Origin of the sequence: Paenibacillus sp. TAB_01 (genome assembly GCF_043945595.1) — a bacterium.
Classification (GTDB): Bacteria; Bacillota; Bacilli; order Paenibacillales; family NBRC-103111; genus Paenibacillus_S.
Genome location: NZ_JBIFNP010000001.1, coordinates 1,000,013 through 1,018,338, shown reverse-complemented (window position 1 = coordinate 1,018,338; position 18,326 = coordinate 1,000,013). Strand labels below are relative to the sequence as shown.

The following is an 18,326-nucleotide window of genomic DNA, read 5'->3' as shown; positions in this document are numbered from 1 at the left end:
GAAGTAGGCACCTCTTCGTCATTCTTGAAATCAGGGCAGGATCAGGCCTTCTGCCCTGCCGTTTTTGCCTTGGCATGGGATCCGTTATCCTGCTGCCCTTGTCCCGGCGCCCCTTGAGGCTTAAGCTCCATTTTCGCTTTTCCCATCAGGATAACGAAGATGAGCACCGCAGCGGCCATTGCAATCGTGCAAAGAAACACGAAGCCGATCGAGTCGGCCAGGGCGACCGTCATTTTCTGCAGCGCAGCCGGATCCATCCCCGCTCTCGCCTGAGGCTGGAGCAGCGCCTGGGCATCTGTGGGCGCTTGCGCCGCGCCGCCGGGCATCACTCCAATTAAACGCGACTTCAGCGCGCTTGCCTGAACGGTGCCGAACACCGTGACCCCGATGGCCGATCCGATTGAACGGAAAAAGCTGACCAGCGAATTGACAACGCCCCGCTGCTGATAAGCAATGTTATGCAGCGAAGACATGGAGATCACCGGGAACGACACGCCGATGCCAAGCCCCATCAGAATCATATAGACGACCACCATCCACTGCTTCGTGTCCACGGAAACCGTGCTGAGCAGGATTGTGGCGATAAGCAGTAATACGGCGGATACAAGCAAAATGCTGCGATAGCTCGTTTTGCCGATAAATCTGCCTCCGACGGTGCTGCTGACAACGACGGCAAGCATCATCGGCGTTAATACTTGACCCGCGCTTGTCGCAGAGCCCTCGAATACGCCCTGAATAAAGATCGGAATATACGAAGCCGCAGCCATCATCAGCGCGCCGTAAAATATGCTCGCTCCCATGCTGGCGGTAAACAGCTTGTTGTGAAACAGACCAAGCGGTACAACCGGGCTCTTCACCTTCGATTCAATCCAGATAAACAGCGCCAGCAGCACGGCGAAGCCGGCAAACAAGCCGTAGCTCTCGATGGAGTTCCAGGCGAATTCCTTGCCTCCGAGCTCAAGCGCGAACATCAGGCAGAGGATCGAGCCGGCAAAGACGGCCGTACCGAGCCAATCGATTTTTTGATTCGGATTTTTGGGCATGACCGGATGATAAAATAAGGCAATCAGCGCAAAGGCGACAATGCCGAGCGGCAGATTGATATAGAAAATCCACGTCCAATTGAGATGATCCGTAAAATAAGCGCCGGCAAGCGGCCCGAGCACGCTGGATATCCCGAAAACCGCGCCGAACAGCCCCTGCATCTTCCCGCGCTTCTCCGGCGGAAACAGATCGAATACAATCGTAAAGGTAATCGGCATTAAAGCGCCGCCCCCGATCCCCTGGATCGCACGATACACAATCAGCTCGAACATCGATGTCGAGGTGCCGCACAGCGCGGACCAAGCATGAAGACAACTAGACCGAGCAGGAAAAACAGCTTTCTTCCGTACATATCGGACAGCTTGCCGAAAATCGGCATCGAGACGACGTTTGCAATCAGATAAGATGAAAATACCCAGACAAACTTATCCATACCGCCAAGCTGGCCGACAATGGTAGGCATGGCCGTCGAAACGATCGTCTGATCCAGCGCAGCCAGCAGCAGCCCCAGCATCAGTCCGACAATCGTCCAGCGGACATTTGATTTCTTGGTTAACATACGGTTCCTCCATTTCAATTCCATCAATAACTAAAATTATTATATTCAAATTTGAGTAGTTTGCAAACTATTTTTGCCGCTTAAGCATCTAAAGATTTTATGAATTTGCTTGTCCGCCGTTTGCTCGAATTCCGCAAGTATCATATAATGGGAAGTAGCTTGAGAAAATGTATTTATATTGTTTGCAATATTGATAAATTAAATCTATTTTGTTACATCTAACAGCCGTCAGTGCCTTTTGTGAGAAAGGAGGGTTTCCTCATGAATTTAAATCAATTGGAAACGTTAATTACGATTTCCAAAACGATGAGCTTCCGTAAAGCGGGGGAGGTCATGAATCTTACGCAGCCGGCGGTGTCCGCTCAAATCAAAAGCCTTGAGGATGAATTTAAAACCGTGCTGATCGACCGTAATCAGCCGGTCACACTGACGGACAGCGGCCGCGTATTTTTGGAGCATGCGGAGATGATTTTGCAGACAGTTGAGGATTTGAAGCAGCGCCTCGCCGATCTCAACTCAACCCCGCAGGGACACATTCACCTGGGTACGACGACATCCATCGCGATCCAGATTTTGCCCCGTGTGCTCTCCTACTTTCAAAATCAGTTTCCGCTCATCAAAACAACCATCCACTCCATGACGTCTTCGCAAATTATGCAAAGCGTCGAAAGCGGAGCGATTGATATCGGCATTACGTACTTGTTCGAGAAGCATCCGGCGCTGGAAAGCTCGGTGCTGTATTACGATACGTTCGAGCTGGTTGTCTCGCCGGAGCATCCGTTAAGCCGGTACCGCCATGTTCCGATAGAAAAGCTGCACGACACGCCGCTCATTATGCTGTCTCCGGAGACGGCCGGACGGCGGTTCGTCGATCAAATATTCAAGCAGCTGTACATCACGCCCCAAATTGTGATGGAGCTGTCCAGCAGCGAAGAAGTCAAGCGAATGGTCGAGCTTAATTTAGGCGCGGCCATCATTTCCAAGCTGTCGATCGCCAATGAGCTTCGTCTCGGCACGCTGCAGATGGTGAAGGTTAATGAGCTGGAGCTCAGCCACCCTGTCGGCGTCGTGTATAAATCGGGCCGCTATTTGAGCTCGGCGCTGCATCAGTTTTTGCTGGATCTCAAAGGAATGCAGGAAATTCATTTTATCGGATCGGAGTGATAAGCAATGAAATTCGATTTGCATACGCATCATGAACGGTGCGGTCACGCGCTGGGTACTATTCGGGACTATATCGAAGCAGGCATACGCCACGGGCTTGATGTGATCGGAATCTCCGACCATTCGCCGTATTTCGGCAGTGCCGTCGACCAGGAGCAGCCCGGCATCGCCATGGCCAAGAGCGAATTCGGCCGGTATATCGACGAAGTGCTGAAGCTCAAGCAGGAATACAGCGGCAAAATCGACGTGCTGCTCGGTGTCGAGTCCGACTTTTTCCCCGAGCATGCGGAGCTGTACCGTCAAATGTATGAGCCGTATCCGTTCGACTATATCATCGGCTCGGTTCGATTTATCGGGCGGCGTAAGCATCTTCAACAAGAAGCGCTGGAACGGCTTGACGGACAAGCAAAAGATCGAGCAAAAGGAACTGTACTACGATCTGATCCAGCAATCGGCCCGCAGCGGCATCTTCCAGATCCTCGGCCATATCGATGCGATGCGCGGATTTTATCCGGCCTTCGCCGATATTCCGACCGATGCGGTCGACAAGACGCTCGAAATCATCGCAGCGCAGGATATTGCCATCGAGATCAACACATCCGGCAAGACGAAGGATTGTGGAGGCTGGTATCCGATCGATGCGGTGCTTGAACGCGCCAATCATTACGGCGTGAGAGTCACCTTCGGGTCCGACGCCCATAAGCCGGAACGCGTAGGAGACGACTGGGAGCTGGTCCGTGAGCGGCTCAAAGAAATCGGCTTCAAGGAATGGGTCTACTTCAAGCGGAAGGAACGGCAGATCGTGCCGCTGTAAGGCGGACGGCAAGCTGTGCCGGATACTTACATAATTTTGTTCCGAACCGGTCTGCGGGAAGGGCAGCGGCTTTCATCCTGACTGTATACTTTCCGATAGGCCAAAAACAACCCCACAAATTGGGGCCAGGCTGTCGAGAAACCCGCCTTTAAGTGAAAAAGGAGCACAGACGCAGGTGGGGTATCCAAGCTTACGAAGCCCGTTTTTCTACGAAACACGCTTAGTTTACGTCCGCCTTTGAAATCCGTGAAAATACCTTTAAATTTAATCCAATTCACGGGTTTCAACAGCGGCTGGAGGAGGATACCCCACCGGAGTTTCACACAAAGTCTGGGTTTCTCGACAAGCTCACCCCACAAAAGCGGGGCTTTTGCTTCGAGGCGGACTCAGGTACTTTGCGGGGAACCAGAAAATTTATAATTTCTGATATGTTAAAAAAAATCGACCGTGCCCTCGCTGGCCCGGTCGATTTTGTGATTTAGCGCGGCGTGCTTACGCCTCGTACAGCTCCAACGGAAGACCGTCGGGATCTTGAAAAAACGTATATTTCTTCCCCGTTACCGGATCGATCCGGATCGGCTCCACGGCAATGTCCTGCCGCTTCAGCTCTTCCGCCGCCTCCGCGACATCCTCTACCTCGAACGCCAGATGGCGCAGCCCTCTGGCCTCCGGGTATTGAACCCGCTCCGGCGGATCGGGGAATGAGAACAATTCGATCTGCGTATGGTCCCCGACCTGCAGATCCAGCTTATAAGAACGGCGCTCCTCGCGGTACATTTCGTGGATGACCGGAAGACCGAGCTTTTTCGTATAAAAATGCTTGGATACCTCATAATCGGAACAAATGATGGCAACGTGATGAACCTTGGTCAATTTAAGCATGAACCGATGCATCTCCCCGCGTGATCTGATAGGCCACGGCCCGCTTCCAGCCGGCCGTCTTCTGCTCGCGGAACGCGTCATCCCGCTCCGGCTTGAAGGTGCCGCCATGCCCTTTGAGCTGATCCAGCTCGCCGGTATGCTGCCAGAAGCCGACAGCGAGTCCGGCCAAAAATGCCGCGCCCAGCGCCGTCGTTTCGATGATTTTGGGCCGGGTGACCGGAACGCCCAGCAGGTCCGCCTGGAACTGCATCAGGAAATTGTTCTTCACCGCTCCGCCGTCGACCCGCAGCTCCTTCAGGTGAATGCCCGATTCCTGCTCCATCACCTGAAGCACATCGTTGCTCTGATAGGCGATCGATTCCAGCGCGGAACGGACGAAATGCGCCTTGGAGGTGGCGCGGGTCAAGCCCGTGATCATGCCGCGCGCTTCCGGCTCCCAATAGGGCGTTCCCAAGCCGGTGAACGCCGGGACGAAATAAGCGCCGGCCGTATCTTCCACGGACTGCGCCAGCGCCTCCGTCTCCGCCGCTTCGCGGATGACTCCAAGCCCGTCGCGCAACCATTGGATGACCGTCCCGGCATTGAATACGCTGCCTTCGAGCGCATAATACACCTTGCCGTTCAAGCCCCAGGCGATCGTCGTGATCAGCCCTTTGGCCGAAGCGATCGGCTTCTCTCCGGTCTGCTTCAGGACGAAGCAGCCGGTGCCGTACGTGTTCTTGGCCATGCCTTCGGCAAAGCAGCCTTGTCCGAACAAGGCTGCCTGCTGGTCGCCTGCCGCGCCCGCAATCGGCACCGCAGGGCCGCCTGACCCGAGCAGCGCCGTATGGCCGTATACTTCGCTTGAGGAACGCACCTCGGGAAGCATCGCTGCCGGAATATTCAGCTCCCGCAAAATATCCTCATCCCACTGCACCGTATGAATATTCAGCAGCATCGTTCTGGAGGCGTTGGATACGTCCGTCACATGCCGCTGTCCTTCGGTCAGCTTCCAGATCAGCCAGCTGTCGATCGTTCCGAACAGCGCCTCTCCCCGCTCCGCTTTCTCGCGGATTGCCGGATCGGAATCGAGAATCCACTTGAGCTTCGTGCCGGAGAAATAGGCATCCAGCAGCAGCCCCGTCTTCGCCCGAATCGTCTCTTCCCAGCCTCTGCTTCTCAGCTCCTCGCACATCGCGCTGGTTCGCCTGCACTGCCATACAATGGCCGGATGCAGCGGCTTGCCGGTCTGTTTGTCCCAGACAACCGCCGTCTCCCGCTGATTCGTAATGCCTATGGCGGCAATCTCTTCTATCGGAACGGCCTGCACCGCCTGCTTCAACACTTCCCACTGCGTCTCCCAAATTTCCTCCGCATCATGCTCCACCCATCCGGATTGCGGAAAAAATTGCGTAAATTCCTTCTGCGCCGTGTTCACGATATTCGCTTCGTGGTCGAACACGATCGCTCTGCAGCTTGTCGTTCCCTGATCAATCGCAACGACATACCCGGCTTTCGTCATGGTTTCTTCCCCTCCCGTTCTTAACCGCTTTCAAGTTGAAATCTAACACAGGAAGTTTTTTGCTGTCAACCATATTGATTAATGCCGCAGCCCGTGTTATGATACGGTTAATTCGTATGAAGCAGTACATGAAACAATGCACAAGTTAATATGCAGGTCAGAGAAGAAGAGTAGACCGTAACAAGCTGTACACGCGCCGAGCAGGCCGTCCGTACGGTATTGTTAACGGTCTTTTTTGCGTACTTTCACACAATACAAAGAGAAACGGGTGGATCGAAATGACAAACAATTTTTCTTCGGAACAGCGTTCCGTTTATTTGCAGGAAATGGCGGCGCAGGCGTTGGACCTGCTTGTCATCGGCGGGGGCATTACCGGAGCGGGCATTGCGCTCGACGCCCGGACGCGCGGCTTGAATACGGGCTTGATCGAAATGCAGGATTTCGGCGCAGGGACTTCCAGCCGCTCCACCAAGCTGATTCACGGCGGCCTGCGGTATTTGAAGCAGCTGGAGTTCAAGCTGGTGGCCGAGGTCGGTAAAGAACGGGCCATCGTATATGAGAATGCGCCGCATGTCACCACCCCGGAATGGATGCTGCTGCCTATTATCGAGGGAGGTACATACGGAAAGCTGGCGACGTCGGTCGGCCTGCTCGTCTATGATTTCCTGGCCGGAGTCCGCAAAAAGGAGCGCCGCATCATGCTGTCGCTGGAAGAAACGCTGCGCAGGGAGCCGCTGCTCCGCAAGGATAAGCTGAAAGGCGGAGGCTACTACGTCGAGTACCGGACCGATGATGCGAGATTGACGATCGAGACGATGAAGGAAGCGGTGCGGCGCGGCGTGAAAGCCGTCAACTACGCCAAGGCGGCGGATTTGCTGTATGACAGCAAAGGGGCTCTTATCGGAGTGAAGGTCATCGATCAGCTGAGCGGAGAAGCCTTCGAAATTTTCGCCAAAAAAATCGTAAACGCTGCATGACCGTGGGTCGATACGATTCGCGAAATCGACGGCTCTAAGCAGGGCAAGCGTCTGCATCTGACCAAAGGGGTCCATCTCGTGCTCGACGGCAAGCGTTTCCCTCTCAAGCAGGCGATTTACTTCGATACCCCGGACGGACGCATGGTTTTCGCGATTCCGCGCAACGGCAAAACGTATATCGGCACGACCGACACGAACTATACCGGAGATATCACTCATCCGCGCATGACCCAGGAGCGACCGCGATTATATCTTACGGGCGGCCAACTTCATGTTCCCGACGCTTCAGCTTACGCCGGATGACGTCGAATCCAGCTGGTCGGGTCTGCGTCCGCTCATTCACGAGGACGGCAAGTCCCCTTCCGAGCTGTCGCGTAAAGATGAAATTTTCGTCGCTCCCTCCGGCCTGATCACGATTGCCGGCGGCAAGCTGACCGGCTACCGGAAGATGGCCGAGCGCATCGTCGACCTGGTTGCCGGCCAGCTCCAGCAGCAGGGCCGTGCGCCGTATCCTGCCTGCTCCACCGACCGGGTCAAGCTGTCCGGCGGCGATGTCGGCGGCTCAAAGGGCTTCACCGCCTTCGTGCAGGAGAAGGTGCGTGCAGGCCAACGCGCCGGCTTGAACGAAGCCGAAGCCTTGTCGCTAGTGCAGCGCTACGGCTCCAACGTGAACCGTGTGCTGGAGCTGTATGCGTCGCATCAGAAGGAAGCGCTGCAGCACGGGCTGCCCGGCGTCTGGTTCGCTTCGCTGCTGTATAGCATCGAGGCGGAAATGACGGCGACGCCGCTGGACTTTTTCATCCGCCGTACCGGCGCGCTGTACTTTGACATTCACTCCGTCGATCGCTGGAAAGAGCCGGTCATCGCATATATGGCGAAGCGGTTCGGCTGGAGCGAAGCCGAAACAAGACGGCACAGCGAGGCGCTGGAAGTACAGCTTCACGACGCTACGGAGCCGCTGGGCGCTCCGGAGAAGCCTCTGGCCCGCCACGCCTAAGGCCAGCAAGACAGGCTGTCCCGCAAGGGCGGCAGCGACGGAACCCGTCCATTTGCAAGACGCCTCCAAATCCGCGACATAAGCGGATTTTTGGAGGCGTCTTGTTATGTATATTCAGCTAGAAACGGGAACTGCAAAATCAAAAGCGGCTTTTTCGAGAGGACAGCCTGCTTTTCAAGCCGCGGACGATGCCGAAGCCAGCCGCCGGCCCTTTCCTGAAGAGGGCAGCACCTGCATGCAAGCGTCTCCGCCGGAATGCATCGCTAGGCTGCGCAGCTGATGCTAGTAGTGGTTCCAAATATCCTTGCGCGAGGTGGTAACCGCGACGGCCCCGGCCTGCAGAGCCATCTCGACCTCATCCACGGTGCGGATCAAGCCGCCTGCGAGGATCGGGATGCCGAGCTGCTCCGTCATCTCGGCAATAATGTGCGGCATGACGCCGGGCAGTACCTCGATGTAATCCGGCTGCATTTTCTCCGTAATTTTATAAGTCATCTCCAGTGCCGTCGTATCTAACAGGAAATGCCGTTGGATCGCCAGCACTTTATTTTTTTTGGCTGTCGCAATGGCCGTGCTCTTGGTCGAAATGATGCCCGCCGGACGGATTGACTGACACAGAAATTCGATCGCGTATTCGTCGTTTTTTAGCCCGTGAATCAAATCCGCATGCACCAGCAGCTTTTTCTGATGAGCGCGGGCTAACTGAACGATGCTGGCCAGCTGGGAAATATGGCTATCGAGCAGCACAAGATACTGAAAATGGCTCTTGACTAGCACCTCCATTTCCCGCATCTTCCTTACGGCCGGAAGCACTCTTTGTCCGAAAAAATCCACTTCGCTCTCCCCTTTATTTCCATATGTCCTTCCATCATAACGGGGAAGCCTTCTTTACACAAGAAAAAAGCCCGGCTCTCTCCAGGAGACCGGGCAAGCTTGTCGAGCAGCTCTTACATTCGTATGGCACTCCGGAGGCGTATCTTCCTCCGGCCGCTGTTGCAATCCGCGAACTGGCTTAGAATGCCGCTGACACCGATTCGCATTCGCATACTTTTTCCAATTCATGAAGCCTCCGGCGGCCAATTAATTGGCCACCTGCACCTTTTCCTTGTCCTTGAGCTGATGCTGGCCGGATACGATAAGCTGCTCGCCTTCCTTAACGCCGGACAACACCTCCTGCATCGTATCGTTCAACCGTCCCAGCTCTACCTTGCGGCGTTCCGCCTGGTCGCCTGCAAGGACGAATACGAACGTTTCGCCGCCTTCACGGACTACGCTTAAGGACGGAACAGCCGTCACGACCTCATCCTGTTCTTCGGTCAGTAAAATTTGCGCCTTCATGCCGGGCTTCAGCTTGCGGTCCGCATTCGCCACTTCCAGCTCCAAGGAATACGATTTGGACTGCGCGCTGGTGACATCCGCCAAGTAATTGACCTTGCCCTTCAGCTTATCCGTCTGCCCCGGAATATAGAAGGCCAGCTCCTGTTTGCCCCGAATCAGGCCCGCTGCTTCTTCCGTCAGCTCCGCCTTAATTTTGATCGGGTCGAGCTGCTGCACCTGTGCCGCCTTGAAGCCCGTCGTCACCGTCATGCCCGCCTCTACGGGCAAATCCGTCAGCACGCCGCTGACCGGAGCCTTGACCTCCATATTTTCCAGGGTACGGTTCGATTTCCTTTAAGGAAACGGCCGCTGTCTGCATGCCCTGCTCCAGCTGCGCCAGCGAATTGGTTGTCTCCAGCGTTTTCAGCTTATTGCGGCTGTTCTCCAAATCCAGCTTCAGGTTGCTTAACTGGGTTTCCGTCTGCTCCAGCTGGTACTTGGTCACAAGCCCCTGGTCATAGTCGTTATGCATCTTGCTGTAAGTTTTCTGGGCTTCAGAGATGGACAGCTCCAGCTTTTTGATCCCGTTCTGCAGCTCCAGCTTGCTGTCCTCCAAATCCTGCTTCGCTTTAACCAGCTGCTGCTGGGAGCCGCTCAGGCCGATTTGCGTCTTTTCCTTCTGAATCTGTACATCCGTAGGATCCAGACGCAGAATGACATCGCCCTTCTCTACCATATCGCCGCGCTTCTTGACAATTTCCATGACGTCGCCGCCCGTTTTAGTGATCACATCGATCTGAATGGACGAGACCACGTCGGCAACCTGCTCCAGCGGATCGCTGATTTTGCTCTTCTGGATAGGGGCAACCTTGACGGTTTTCAGCTGCGGTTCGGCCGTCTGAGCCGCATTGTCTGCAGGCTTCGAGGTGCATCCCGCAAACAATGCCGCGCTCAGGACGACCGCCCCCAGGACTTTGGTGCTTCTATGCATCGATTGGCTCCATCTCAAATTCATGTTCCGATTCTCCTTTATCGATTGTTTCTTATAGATTAGTGGGCAGCGGGAGCCGTATTCGCTCCGGTCCTTTCTTTTTCTTGAATAGACGGCTGCTCACCCAACGCTTCATGCCTGAGATGATCTCATAAATGACCGGCACAACCACCAGGGTCAATACCGTTGAAGTCGTCAGCCCCCCGATAACTACGACGGCAAGCCCTTTGGAAATCAGCGTGCCCTCCGACAATCCGAGTCCCAGCGGAAGGAGCGAAACGATCGTCGCTCCGGCCGTCATGATGATAGGACGAAGCCGGCTCAAACCCGCTTGAATCAGAGCATCCCTTACGGACAGACCGTCTTCCTCCAGCTGCTGCACGCGGTCGATCAATACGATCGCGTTGGTGACGACGACACCGATCAGCATGAGGAAACCGATCAGCGAAGTAATATTGAGGGATTCTCCCGCAATCAGAAGTCCCAGGAAGCCCCCGATAGCAGCCAACGGCAGGGAGAACAAAATAACGAACGGCGCGCTCGCATTGCCGAAGGCGATGACCATAATCAGATAAACGAGCAGTACTGCCGCCACCATCGCTATCGCCATTTGCCCGAAGCTTTCCTGAATATCGTCGCTGACCCCTTGAACCTGGGTACGGATACCGCTTGGCAGCTCTACAGTTTTCAGCGCTTCGCCTACTTTGGTGCTGACGCCGCCCTTATCTTTACTGTCGATTTTGGCAGTTATCTTCACCATCTGCTCCTGATTCTCACGGGAGATGGAAGCCGGAGCGTCGACCTGGCGAATCTTCGCGATTTCGTTCAGGTTGATGCTTTGACCCGCAGTCGTCTTCAGCTGAAACCGCCCGATTTTATCGACCGAATCTTTAAATTCGTCGTCCAGCATAACCTTCGTCTTAAAGGTGACATTATCGAACTTGAGGTCGCCGATTTCTTCTTCAGCGAGCCATACTCTTACCGTGTTCGTAATATCCGCGGAAGAGAGCCCGTACAGACGAGCCTTGTTCTGATCCACGCCGACCTGAACCTGCATTTTCTTTTCACTCAAATTATCCTTGATTTCCTGCAGCTCGGGAAATTCTTTCATTTTTTCTTTCAGCAGCTCTGCAGCCGTTGTCAGCTGGTTCAGATCGTCCCCTTTGAGAACATAGGCAAAATCCTCACCGGTGCCGCCCATCGCTTCGGACATAAGCATGCCCTCCACCTCGGAGCCTTTGGGCAGCATATATAAAATCTTATCTTTATATTCCTTCGCCGCGTCCTTAGGCCTCAAATTCGGCGAGACCGAGGTCATCATCATGCTCCGGTACGGCACACGCTCACCGCTCGTATTATTCTGGTCATAACCGACCATCGACTCGTAATACTCGAAAGCCGGACCACCTTGAGGATCCTTGGACTCTCTGAGCATGCCTTCGATTTCTTTCATTTTCTCGTCCATGGCCTCCATCGAAGTTTCGCGAGGCAGCTTCAAGGTAAACATAATCTGACGGTCCGACGCGCTCTCCGGCATAAAGGAGGCAGCGAGAAACGGAACCGTCCCCCCTACGGAAACGACGAGAACGAGAAAGGCTGCCGCCACAACCTTCTTCGGGTTGTCCAGCGACCAGGACAAAATCTTTTTATAAGAGCCTGCAAATTTGCCGAGCTTTTCTTCATCATGGTGCTTGATGTTATTGTTGTTCAGAACAAGCAGCTTGGCAAGCATCGGAATCACCGTGAGCGCCACCAGCAAGGACATCAGCAGAGCCACAACCAGCGTGATGGCAAACGGTCTGAATATATCCCCAAGCACCCCGCCGACGAACGCAATCGGTAAAAAGACCCCTGCTGTCGTCAGCGTCGAGGAGGTAATGGCGGAAGCGACCCTGGAGGTAGCCAGCTTGATCACCGATTCGTTGCGCTCCTGCGCTCTTTGCAGCTCACTGTAAATATTCTCGATTACGACGATACTATCGTCCACAACCCGGCCTACCGCAATCGTTAACCCGCCCAGGGTCATGACGTTCAAGGTAATATCGAGCGGCAGCATAACCGCCAGCGTGGTCAGGATCGACAAAGGAATCGAGACTAAAACGATCAAAGTCATCCGAATATTTCTTAGGAACAATAAAATCATAACGGCTGCAAGAATAGCTCCGGTAATGCCTTCCTTCAGCATCCCGTGTACCGACTTCTCGACTTCCGTCGCCGAATTGTACACCGGGGTAAATTTCAGATTCGGGAAATCTTTCTCCCATCCGGCCATCAACCGGTTGACTTCATTGGCGAATTCGACCGTGTTCGCATCTTTCCCTTTATACAGCGTAATGCCGATTGTAGGCTGATCGTTCAACCGGGCGATAAATTCCGAATCCGAGATCGCCTCTACCTTGCTGATCTGCTTCAACAGCACGGTTTCCCCGCCGGGCGTGTTGATCTTCATATTCTCCAGGTTGTAGATCGTGTTCAGATCGCTCTCGACGCGGACCATCTGATCGTTGCCGCCAAACTTGACGTTCCCTGCCGGGCTTGTCGCCAAGGCGGACTTGATGCTCTGCGACACTTGTGCAGGCGTCAGCCCGTAGTTATTGATGGCATTGAGGTTCAGCTTAAGCTCCAGCGTCGCTTCCTCTTCGCCGACCGAATCCACATGGTCGATCCCTTTCATCCCGCTCAAGGTCGGTTCAATGGTATCTTTATAGATCCGGTTCAATTCCTCCTGATTCATGCCGTTGCCTCCCGAGAGGGCAGCGAAAAATACAGGGAAATCGTTACTGCCGAACTTGGACACCTTGGGCTTCCCTGCATTGGAAGGAAGCTCGACGTCGGCCAGAACGCTTTCGATATCGTCCTTGGCGTCGTCCGGACTGCGTCCATTGACCAGCTCGACGGTAATCGCCGAGAAATTATCGTTGGATGTGGACGAAATTTTCTTCAGACCCTCGATCCCCACGATCCGCTTCTCCAGCTTCTTGGTCACATCCTCCATCACATCTTTGGGAGGCGCCGGGTAGGTAGTACTCACGAATACAACCGGAAGCGAAATATCCGGCATATTCTCCTGCTTCAGTGTTGATGCCGCAAAACCGCCGGCAGCAAACAAGAGGAAGCTGATAATAAGAATGGCCGCGATATTTTTTAATGAAAAATTCGTTAACTTATTCATCTCTTGACTCCTCCGTTACTTGGCTTCCTGGATTGCGAAGCTCCCTTTCTACTTGTAACCGCCCTTGGTCCGAAGCGCCCATTCGTTCTCCAGCCCTTTGAGCCTGCAGGCCGACAGGTCATACATAGCCGACAGCTCCGTCATGCGCAGCTTGACGATATCCCGTGCGGCCAGCTCTTCGGGTTCGACCCGGCATAAGCTGTTGATAGCTTCCAGAGCGGTATGAATCATCTGCTGGCCTGCCAGCAGTTTCTGCGATACGGACTGAATCACCTTCAAGCTGATATCGTCCGAAAGGTAGTAATAATCCTTGCGGTCGTTCCCCTTATGTAACTTGCGGCACAGCGCATTGCGGCCCATGCTCCGAATCTGGACGCTCACAGCGGCTTTGCTGACGCCCAATCCATCCGCCAGCTCCCGCAGGCTTACAGGCTCCGGCGCAAACAACAGCACGGCGAATATTTTGCCTACAAGCGGACTGTACCCGTCGTTTTCGAAGAGGAGAGACAGATGGTGACTCATCTCCTCCCTTATGTCTAAGACCGTTCTATGCATGGCATTCATGACACACTCCTCGCTACTACAGCTTTCAAATCATAAAGAATTACGTTAACGATCCCCTGACGGTTTCAAACTGACCGGTCATTCCAAATAAGAATATAAACAATATTTAGTAATTATTCAATCTATTTTATGATTAAAATTAAGTTTTCCTTCAAAACTGACCGGTCAGTCACATCCTTGACTTCAAAGTTGGCGGACGTTACAATGACGGTAGCTTTATATTCCAGCGTTTGCCCATTGCCTATTAGGGAAGTGAAACGGTTTGAACGATAAAAAAATGCTGCTCATTCAAGCGGCAATCAAGCTCTTCGGAGAACGGGATTACCATAATACATCCATTCAGGATATCGTTTCGTTGGCCGGGGTATCCAAAGGCTCCTTCTACCTTCATTTTCATTCCAAGGAAGAGCTCATTATTTCGATCTTCAAGCATTACTTCCACTCCTACTTTGAACAGCTGCATCAGGCGTCGCAGGATCAAGCGCTTACAACCAAGGAGCTGCTCGTGCAGGCCATTACGCTGCAGTGCAAGCTGGTTATGGAAAATAAAGATTTCTTGAACATGCAGGTCAAAGGCATGCTGTTTACGCAGAACGAAGCGATTCAGCAGTTCTGCTTCGAGCAGAATCTCGCCGGGCTGGCCTGGTTTCAAACGAAAATCGTCGAATTGTACGGCCCGGCCGTCGAAGCTCATGCCATAGACCTGTCCGCAATGCTGAACGGCATGCTGAAGGAGTACTTCTTCTACTATATTTGCTACCATCATCCGCTTGATATTGAACAGCTTTCCGTCTATCTGGTCGAACGGCTGGATGATCTCGCTCAAGGCATTCTGAGCAAAAAACAAGGTCCGCTGCTTGAGGCGTCCTACATCTTCCAGCAGCCCGCAGCCTTGACGGAAGACGCATCTCTGCACACCTTCATGGAGCAGGTGAAGCAGGCGGTTAGAGATCATGTAACGGATCCTCAAGCCTCGCAGTCCATGCTGCTGGCTCTCCAGGCTCTCGATGCCGAATTCGCTAAGGATCATCCTAACGATGTCATTATTCAAGGCATGTACACCTACCTGCAAAGCCTGAGCGAGCCTTACCCTCCGCTCTGCGACACGATCGAATCGGTCGCAGGCAAGCTGTGCAAAGGATAAGCGGCCTCCCGGTCCGCCTGCTGATGAAAAAAAGAAGCCATGCTTTCCCTTTATCGGAAGGCATGGCTTCTAACTTTTTATATTTTCATGCGCCGGCCGTACCGCCCGTCTCCTGCTCATGTTCCTGTCCTTCGATGTGCAAGCGACGCCTGTCTCGTGCCTCAGGACGCGTTTTTTTCGAAGGAGAGCATAAATGTCGTAGCATGCTCGTTGCTCGTAAATGTGATGTCGCCGTTGTTTTTGGTCATGATCTGCTTGCAGATGGCAAGGCCCAGACCGGTCCCGTCCGATTTGTTCGTGACGAACGGGGCGAAGATCGTGCCGGAAATGCTTTCCGGAATCCGCGGACCGTTATTGCTGATATGAATATGCACCTGCTGCTGATCCTCGAAGCATGAAATGTGCATTTTTTTATTGCTCTTCATATCGGAAAGGGCATCGATGCCATTATTAATCAAATTGGACAGCACCTGCTGAAACGCCAGCTTCTGTACCCGGACGTACAGATCCGAGGGAACGGAAACGGTCAGCTCGACATTCTCATTAATCAATCGCGGTCCCAGAAGGGATAAGCTGTATTCCAGCGTCGGCTTGAGCGGAAGCACGGCTAGCTCCTCTTCCATAATAGGCCGCTTGGAGAAGCTTAAGAACCCGGTCACCTGCATATGAATGTGGTTCAGTTCATTTTCTATGTATTGAATATAGGTCTGCCCTTTATTCGAATCGGCATGCTGGATTCCCGTACTGAGCAGCTTCAGGAAGCCTTTAATCGCTGTCAAAGGGTTGCGGATTTCATGCGCCATGCTGGCCGCCATTTTCCCGACCAGGTTAATCCGGTCGTCATGCAGAGCGTGAATGGCCTGATCCTTCTCCCGCATCGCGGATACGGCCTGGTTCCAGTAGCACTCGCACAGCACCCGCTCGAACTGGTCGATCCGGTAGCTGATCTCCCGGTACAGCTCAAGCGACACCAGATCGCTTCCCGCTTCCAGGAACGTCTTTCTCCACAAGTGCGCGCCGGTAATAATATGAATGATATGTACATTCATCTCATTATAAATCCTGCACCATTCATCGACCTTCCACTGGATCGGATGTTCCTCCGCCGGCTTAAGCAGATCGATAAAGAATTCGAACAAAGCCTCGCCCTGTTTGTATAAAATGCCGTATTCAAATCTATCCACAAACTGATCATTGAATTGTTCAATCCAATAATTGATCAAATTCGCTTTGTTGTCCCTGAGTTCCATCAGTCGTGGCTCTATCTTCATCGCTAAAAACCTGCCCGTAAATAGGATGCATATCTCTGTTTTTAAACATAGCATATCCGAATACTGGGAACAATGCTCTACTATGCTTGTTTTACTCAAACTTACGGCCTATGAGAAGCGCGTTTTATGTCGAAATGTAGATGTGAAATTGTCCGATGGTGTCAATCGTCAGCGGGATGCTGAATACCTTTTCCCCCCAGGTATACCCTGTCTGTTGAACCAGATGGGGCGGCGTAATGTCCACCTCGATGCCCTGCTGATACAAGATCGCGCTGGCATTCCCGCTAATCATATTGCCAAGCTCCCCTACGGCGCTCTGACACATTTCGTCGAATTCCGTTATAGGATATCCGCCCATCATGCCCGACACCATCCGGAAAGCGACGGTTTCCGGAAAACCGAACAAAATATCCTTGTTCAAGGAACCGATAATACCGATTTTGAACCATATATAATGGTGGAGATAGTCGATCTTTTGAACGCTTAATTGACCGACCGAAGGTTTGATTTGAATCAAGGTCTCGATAACATGAATCGAGGAAGACAGGAACGGATTGACCAGACTGGCCTGCACATCATACAACCCCTTTGCAAAATAAATGTATATCAAAAAAAGGACTGCCCGAAATGAGCAGTCCTGTTCTAGCTAACCTAGAATATGAGCGCAGCTTTCGGCGGCTCGGCTGCCGTAGGGATTGCCCCCTTAGGCCCGCAGCTTTGCGTCCCTGCCTTTCAACAGGTTTGCCATTATCGATTTCTCACATTGGAATAATAAAGTTCGGAACCATTGTACCACACAATCTGATAAAATAGTACTGATTTTCACGCCGACCGTACGTAAAATGCGTGACTATCCGCCCAAGGATATCCATCGGAGGTCGCGCCATCCTTACCGCTTCACATAGCTCTTCCGTCCGGATACCTGTCTGCGGAGTCCCGGATGCATGACTCGAGCGGCGACCTTCCGGTTCTAGCTGCGCTTCAAAAATTCCAGCGTCACGCGGATCGCTTCCTCCAGCTGCGGTGTTGTCGAAGCAAACGGGTGTACCGCCCCGAAGGTATGGTTTCCCGCCTGGATCAAGGCGATGCCGTGCTGCGGCGCTCCCAGGCGCAGCGCTTCAAAGCCTTCCCGCAAGCGGGGCGAATCCTGGTCTCCCTGCACCTGCAGCACGGGAAGCTCCAGCCCGGCGAGCCGCTTGACGATATCGAACCGCTCGCCCTGCTCCTTCAAGTCCTCGTAGAAGGAAGCGCGAATCGGCATCTGCTGTCCGGTCCTTGCATTCGCTACATAGGCAACGCCCTGTTCGGCTATCTGCTCCTTGAACGCATCGTCGAACAAATCCGCTTTGGCGATGCCGTTCCAGGTTACCACGGCGCTAATCTCATTGGGATGGTCCGCGGCATAAACGATGCTGCTGCCCCCTCCGCGGCTGTGGCCGAGCAAGCATATCTTCCCGGCATCAGCCTGCTCGGAACGAGGCAGCTCCCCGATGCCTAGGGCGTGAAGCAGATATGTAAGATCCTGCTGCTCCCGCGAATAAGTATTCAGCGCGAACTTGTCCAGCTCATCGAAATCCGTTTCGGCGACGCCGTTGCAGGAAAAATTAAACGTGACCGTATAAAAGCCCGCCTCCGCAAACCGCCGGGTGGCATACGGAAAGAATCCCCAATCCTTAAAACCCTTAAAGCCGTGGCAGATGACCAGCACCGGCCGGCGTACAGCTCCCGATGCTTCTCCCGAGCCGGCAAGGGTCACGATCTCTCCGCGGATATAAAGCGGTTCTCCCGACGGCAGCTGCCCCGCTTCCCGAATGAAAGGCTCCTGAATCATTTCCGCCTCATGTGTACTCATACAGTACCACTCCCTCTCAATTAAATGAGTAATTACGATGAACCTGATAAGTTTAATAGGAATAAATTCATTGTACC

The 18,326-nt window shown here is 53.4% G+C and carries 15 protein-coding genes, 2 pseudogenes and 1 riboswitch; of the genes and pseudogenes, 5 read left to right on the top strand and 12 right to left on the bottom strand.

What is annotated here, in order from left to right; genetic code table 11:
• Positions 1–41: 41 nt before the first annotated feature.
• The gene (locus ACHHV8_RS04985; protein ID WP_483874873.1) at positions 42–1,316 is read right to left on the bottom strand and encodes an MFS transporter; all 1,275 of its coding nucleotides are present in this window, start codon (positions 1,314–1,316) and stop codon (positions 42–44) included.
• Positions 1,304–1,603, bottom strand: coding sequence for an MFS transporter (locus ACHHV8_RS36790; protein ID WP_483874872.1), 300 nt, complete (start codon positions 1,601–1,603; stop codon positions 1,304–1,306). The genes ACHHV8_RS04985 and ACHHV8_RS36790 overlap by 13 nt, the downstream gene beginning before the upstream one ends.
• Positions 1,604–1,864: 261 nt before the next feature.
• On the opposite strand from ACHHV8_RS36790, the gene ACHHV8_RS04980 reads away from it, so the two are divergent.
• Both ACHHV8_RS04980 and ACHHV8_RS04975 read left to right on the top strand, forming a co-directional pair.
• On the top strand, positions 1,865–2,767 hold the full coding sequence (locus ACHHV8_RS04980) for a LysR family transcriptional regulator (protein WP_395157288.1): 903 nt from the start codon (positions 1,865–1,867) through the stop codon (positions 2,765–2,767).
• A 6-nt stretch (positions 2,768–2,773) separates the two neighbouring features.
• Positions 2,774–3,581 (top strand): annotated as a pseudogene (locus ACHHV8_RS04975) (histidinol-phosphatase).
• A gap of 492 nt (positions 3,582–4,073) precedes the next feature.
• Here the strand turns inward: ACHHV8_RS04975 and gloA2 are convergent.
• Positions 4,074–4,463 carry an SMU1112c/YaeR family gloxylase I-like metalloprotein gene (gloA2, locus tag ACHHV8_RS04970; protein WP_395157287.1) on the bottom strand — a complete coding sequence of 130 codons (390 nt, stop codon included), beginning with the start codon at positions 4,461–4,463 and terminating at the stop codon, positions 4,074–4,076.
• Positions 4,456–5,964: a glycerol kinase GlpK gene (gene glpK / locus ACHHV8_RS04965; RefSeq protein ID WP_395157286.1), complete on the bottom strand. Its 1,509-nt coding sequence runs from the start codon at positions 5,962–5,964 to the stop codon at positions 4,456–4,458. Before glpK ends, gloA2 begins: the two co-directional genes overlap by 8 nt.
• Before the next feature lie 278 nt (positions 5,965–6,242).
• On the opposite strand from glpK, the pseudogene ACHHV8_RS04960 reads away from it, so the two are divergent.
• Both ACHHV8_RS04960 and ACHHV8_RS04955 read left to right on the top strand, forming a co-directional pair.
• A pseudogene (locus tag ACHHV8_RS04960) lies at positions 6,243–7,938 on the top strand (glycerol-3-phosphate dehydrogenase/oxidase).
• Between the two features lie 106 nt (positions 7,939–8,044).
• Positions 8,045–8,218, top strand: a complete 174-nt coding sequence (locus ACHHV8_RS04955) for a hypothetical protein (RefSeq protein WP_395157285.1) — start codon at positions 8,045–8,047, stop codon at positions 8,216–8,218.
• Positions 8,219–8,220: 2 nt separating this feature from the next.
• Here ACHHV8_RS04955 and ACHHV8_RS04950 read toward each other — a convergent pair whose 3' ends face one another.
• The 5 genes from ACHHV8_RS04950 to ACHHV8_RS04930 form a co-directional block, all read right to left on the bottom strand.
• Positions 8,221–8,772: a glycerol-3-phosphate responsive antiterminator gene (locus ACHHV8_RS04950; protein WP_395157284.1), complete on the bottom strand. Its 552-nt coding sequence runs from the start codon at positions 8,770–8,772 to the stop codon at positions 8,221–8,223.
• 246 nt (positions 8,773–9,018) lie between these two features.
• Positions 9,019–9,582 carry an efflux RND transporter periplasmic adaptor subunit gene (locus ACHHV8_RS04945; RefSeq protein ID WP_395157283.1) on the bottom strand — a complete coding sequence of 188 codons (564 nt, stop codon included), beginning with the start codon at positions 9,580–9,582 and terminating at the stop codon, positions 9,019–9,021.
• Positions 9,464–10,270: an HlyD family secretion protein gene (locus ACHHV8_RS04940; RefSeq protein ID WP_395157282.1), complete on the bottom strand. Its 807-nt coding sequence runs from the start codon at positions 10,268–10,270 to the stop codon at positions 9,464–9,466. Before ACHHV8_RS04940 ends, ACHHV8_RS04945 begins: the two co-directional genes overlap by 119 nt.
• Before the next feature lie 28 nt (positions 10,271–10,298).
• Complete coding sequence (locus tag ACHHV8_RS04935) at positions 10,299–13,418, bottom strand: efflux RND transporter permease subunit (protein ID WP_395157281.1); 3,120 nt, start codon at positions 13,416–13,418, stop codon at positions 10,299–10,301.
• 48 nt (positions 13,419–13,466) lie between these two features.
• Entirely contained in the window at positions 13,467–13,940 is a 474-nt protein-coding gene (locus tag ACHHV8_RS04930) for a GbsR/MarR family transcriptional regulator (protein ID WP_395157280.1), read from the bottom strand.
• A 304-nt stretch (positions 13,941–14,244) separates the two neighbouring features.
• Between ACHHV8_RS04930 and ACHHV8_RS04925 the strand changes: the two genes are divergently transcribed.
• Positions 14,245–15,126, top strand: coding sequence for a TetR/AcrR family transcriptional regulator (locus ACHHV8_RS04925; protein WP_395157279.1), 882 nt, complete (start codon positions 14,245–14,247; stop codon positions 15,124–15,126).
• A 161-nt stretch (positions 15,127–15,287) separates the two neighbouring features.
• Here ACHHV8_RS04925 and ACHHV8_RS04920 read toward each other — a convergent pair whose 3' ends face one another.
• From ACHHV8_RS04920 to ACHHV8_RS04910, 3 genes are all read right to left on the bottom strand, one after another.
• A complete protein-coding gene (locus ACHHV8_RS04920; protein ID WP_395157278.1) occupies positions 15,288–16,397 on the bottom strand; it encodes a sensor histidine kinase in 1,110 nt (369 codons plus the stop codon).
• A gap of 124 nt (positions 16,398–16,521) precedes the next feature.
• The gene (locus tag ACHHV8_RS04915) at positions 16,522–16,971 is read right to left on the bottom strand and encodes a chemotaxis protein CheX (protein ID WP_395157277.1); all 450 of its coding nucleotides are present in this window, start codon (positions 16,969–16,971) and stop codon (positions 16,522–16,524) included.
• A 96-nt stretch (positions 16,972–17,067) separates the two neighbouring features.
• A riboswitch (cyclic di-GMP riboswitch) is annotated at positions 17,068–17,153 on the bottom strand.
• Between the two features lie 214 nt (positions 17,154–17,367).
• Positions 17,368–18,249: an alpha/beta hydrolase family protein gene (locus ACHHV8_RS04910; protein WP_395157275.1), complete on the bottom strand. Its 882-nt coding sequence runs from the start codon at positions 18,247–18,249 to the stop codon at positions 17,368–17,370.
• Positions 18,250–18,326 lie beyond the last annotated feature (77 nt).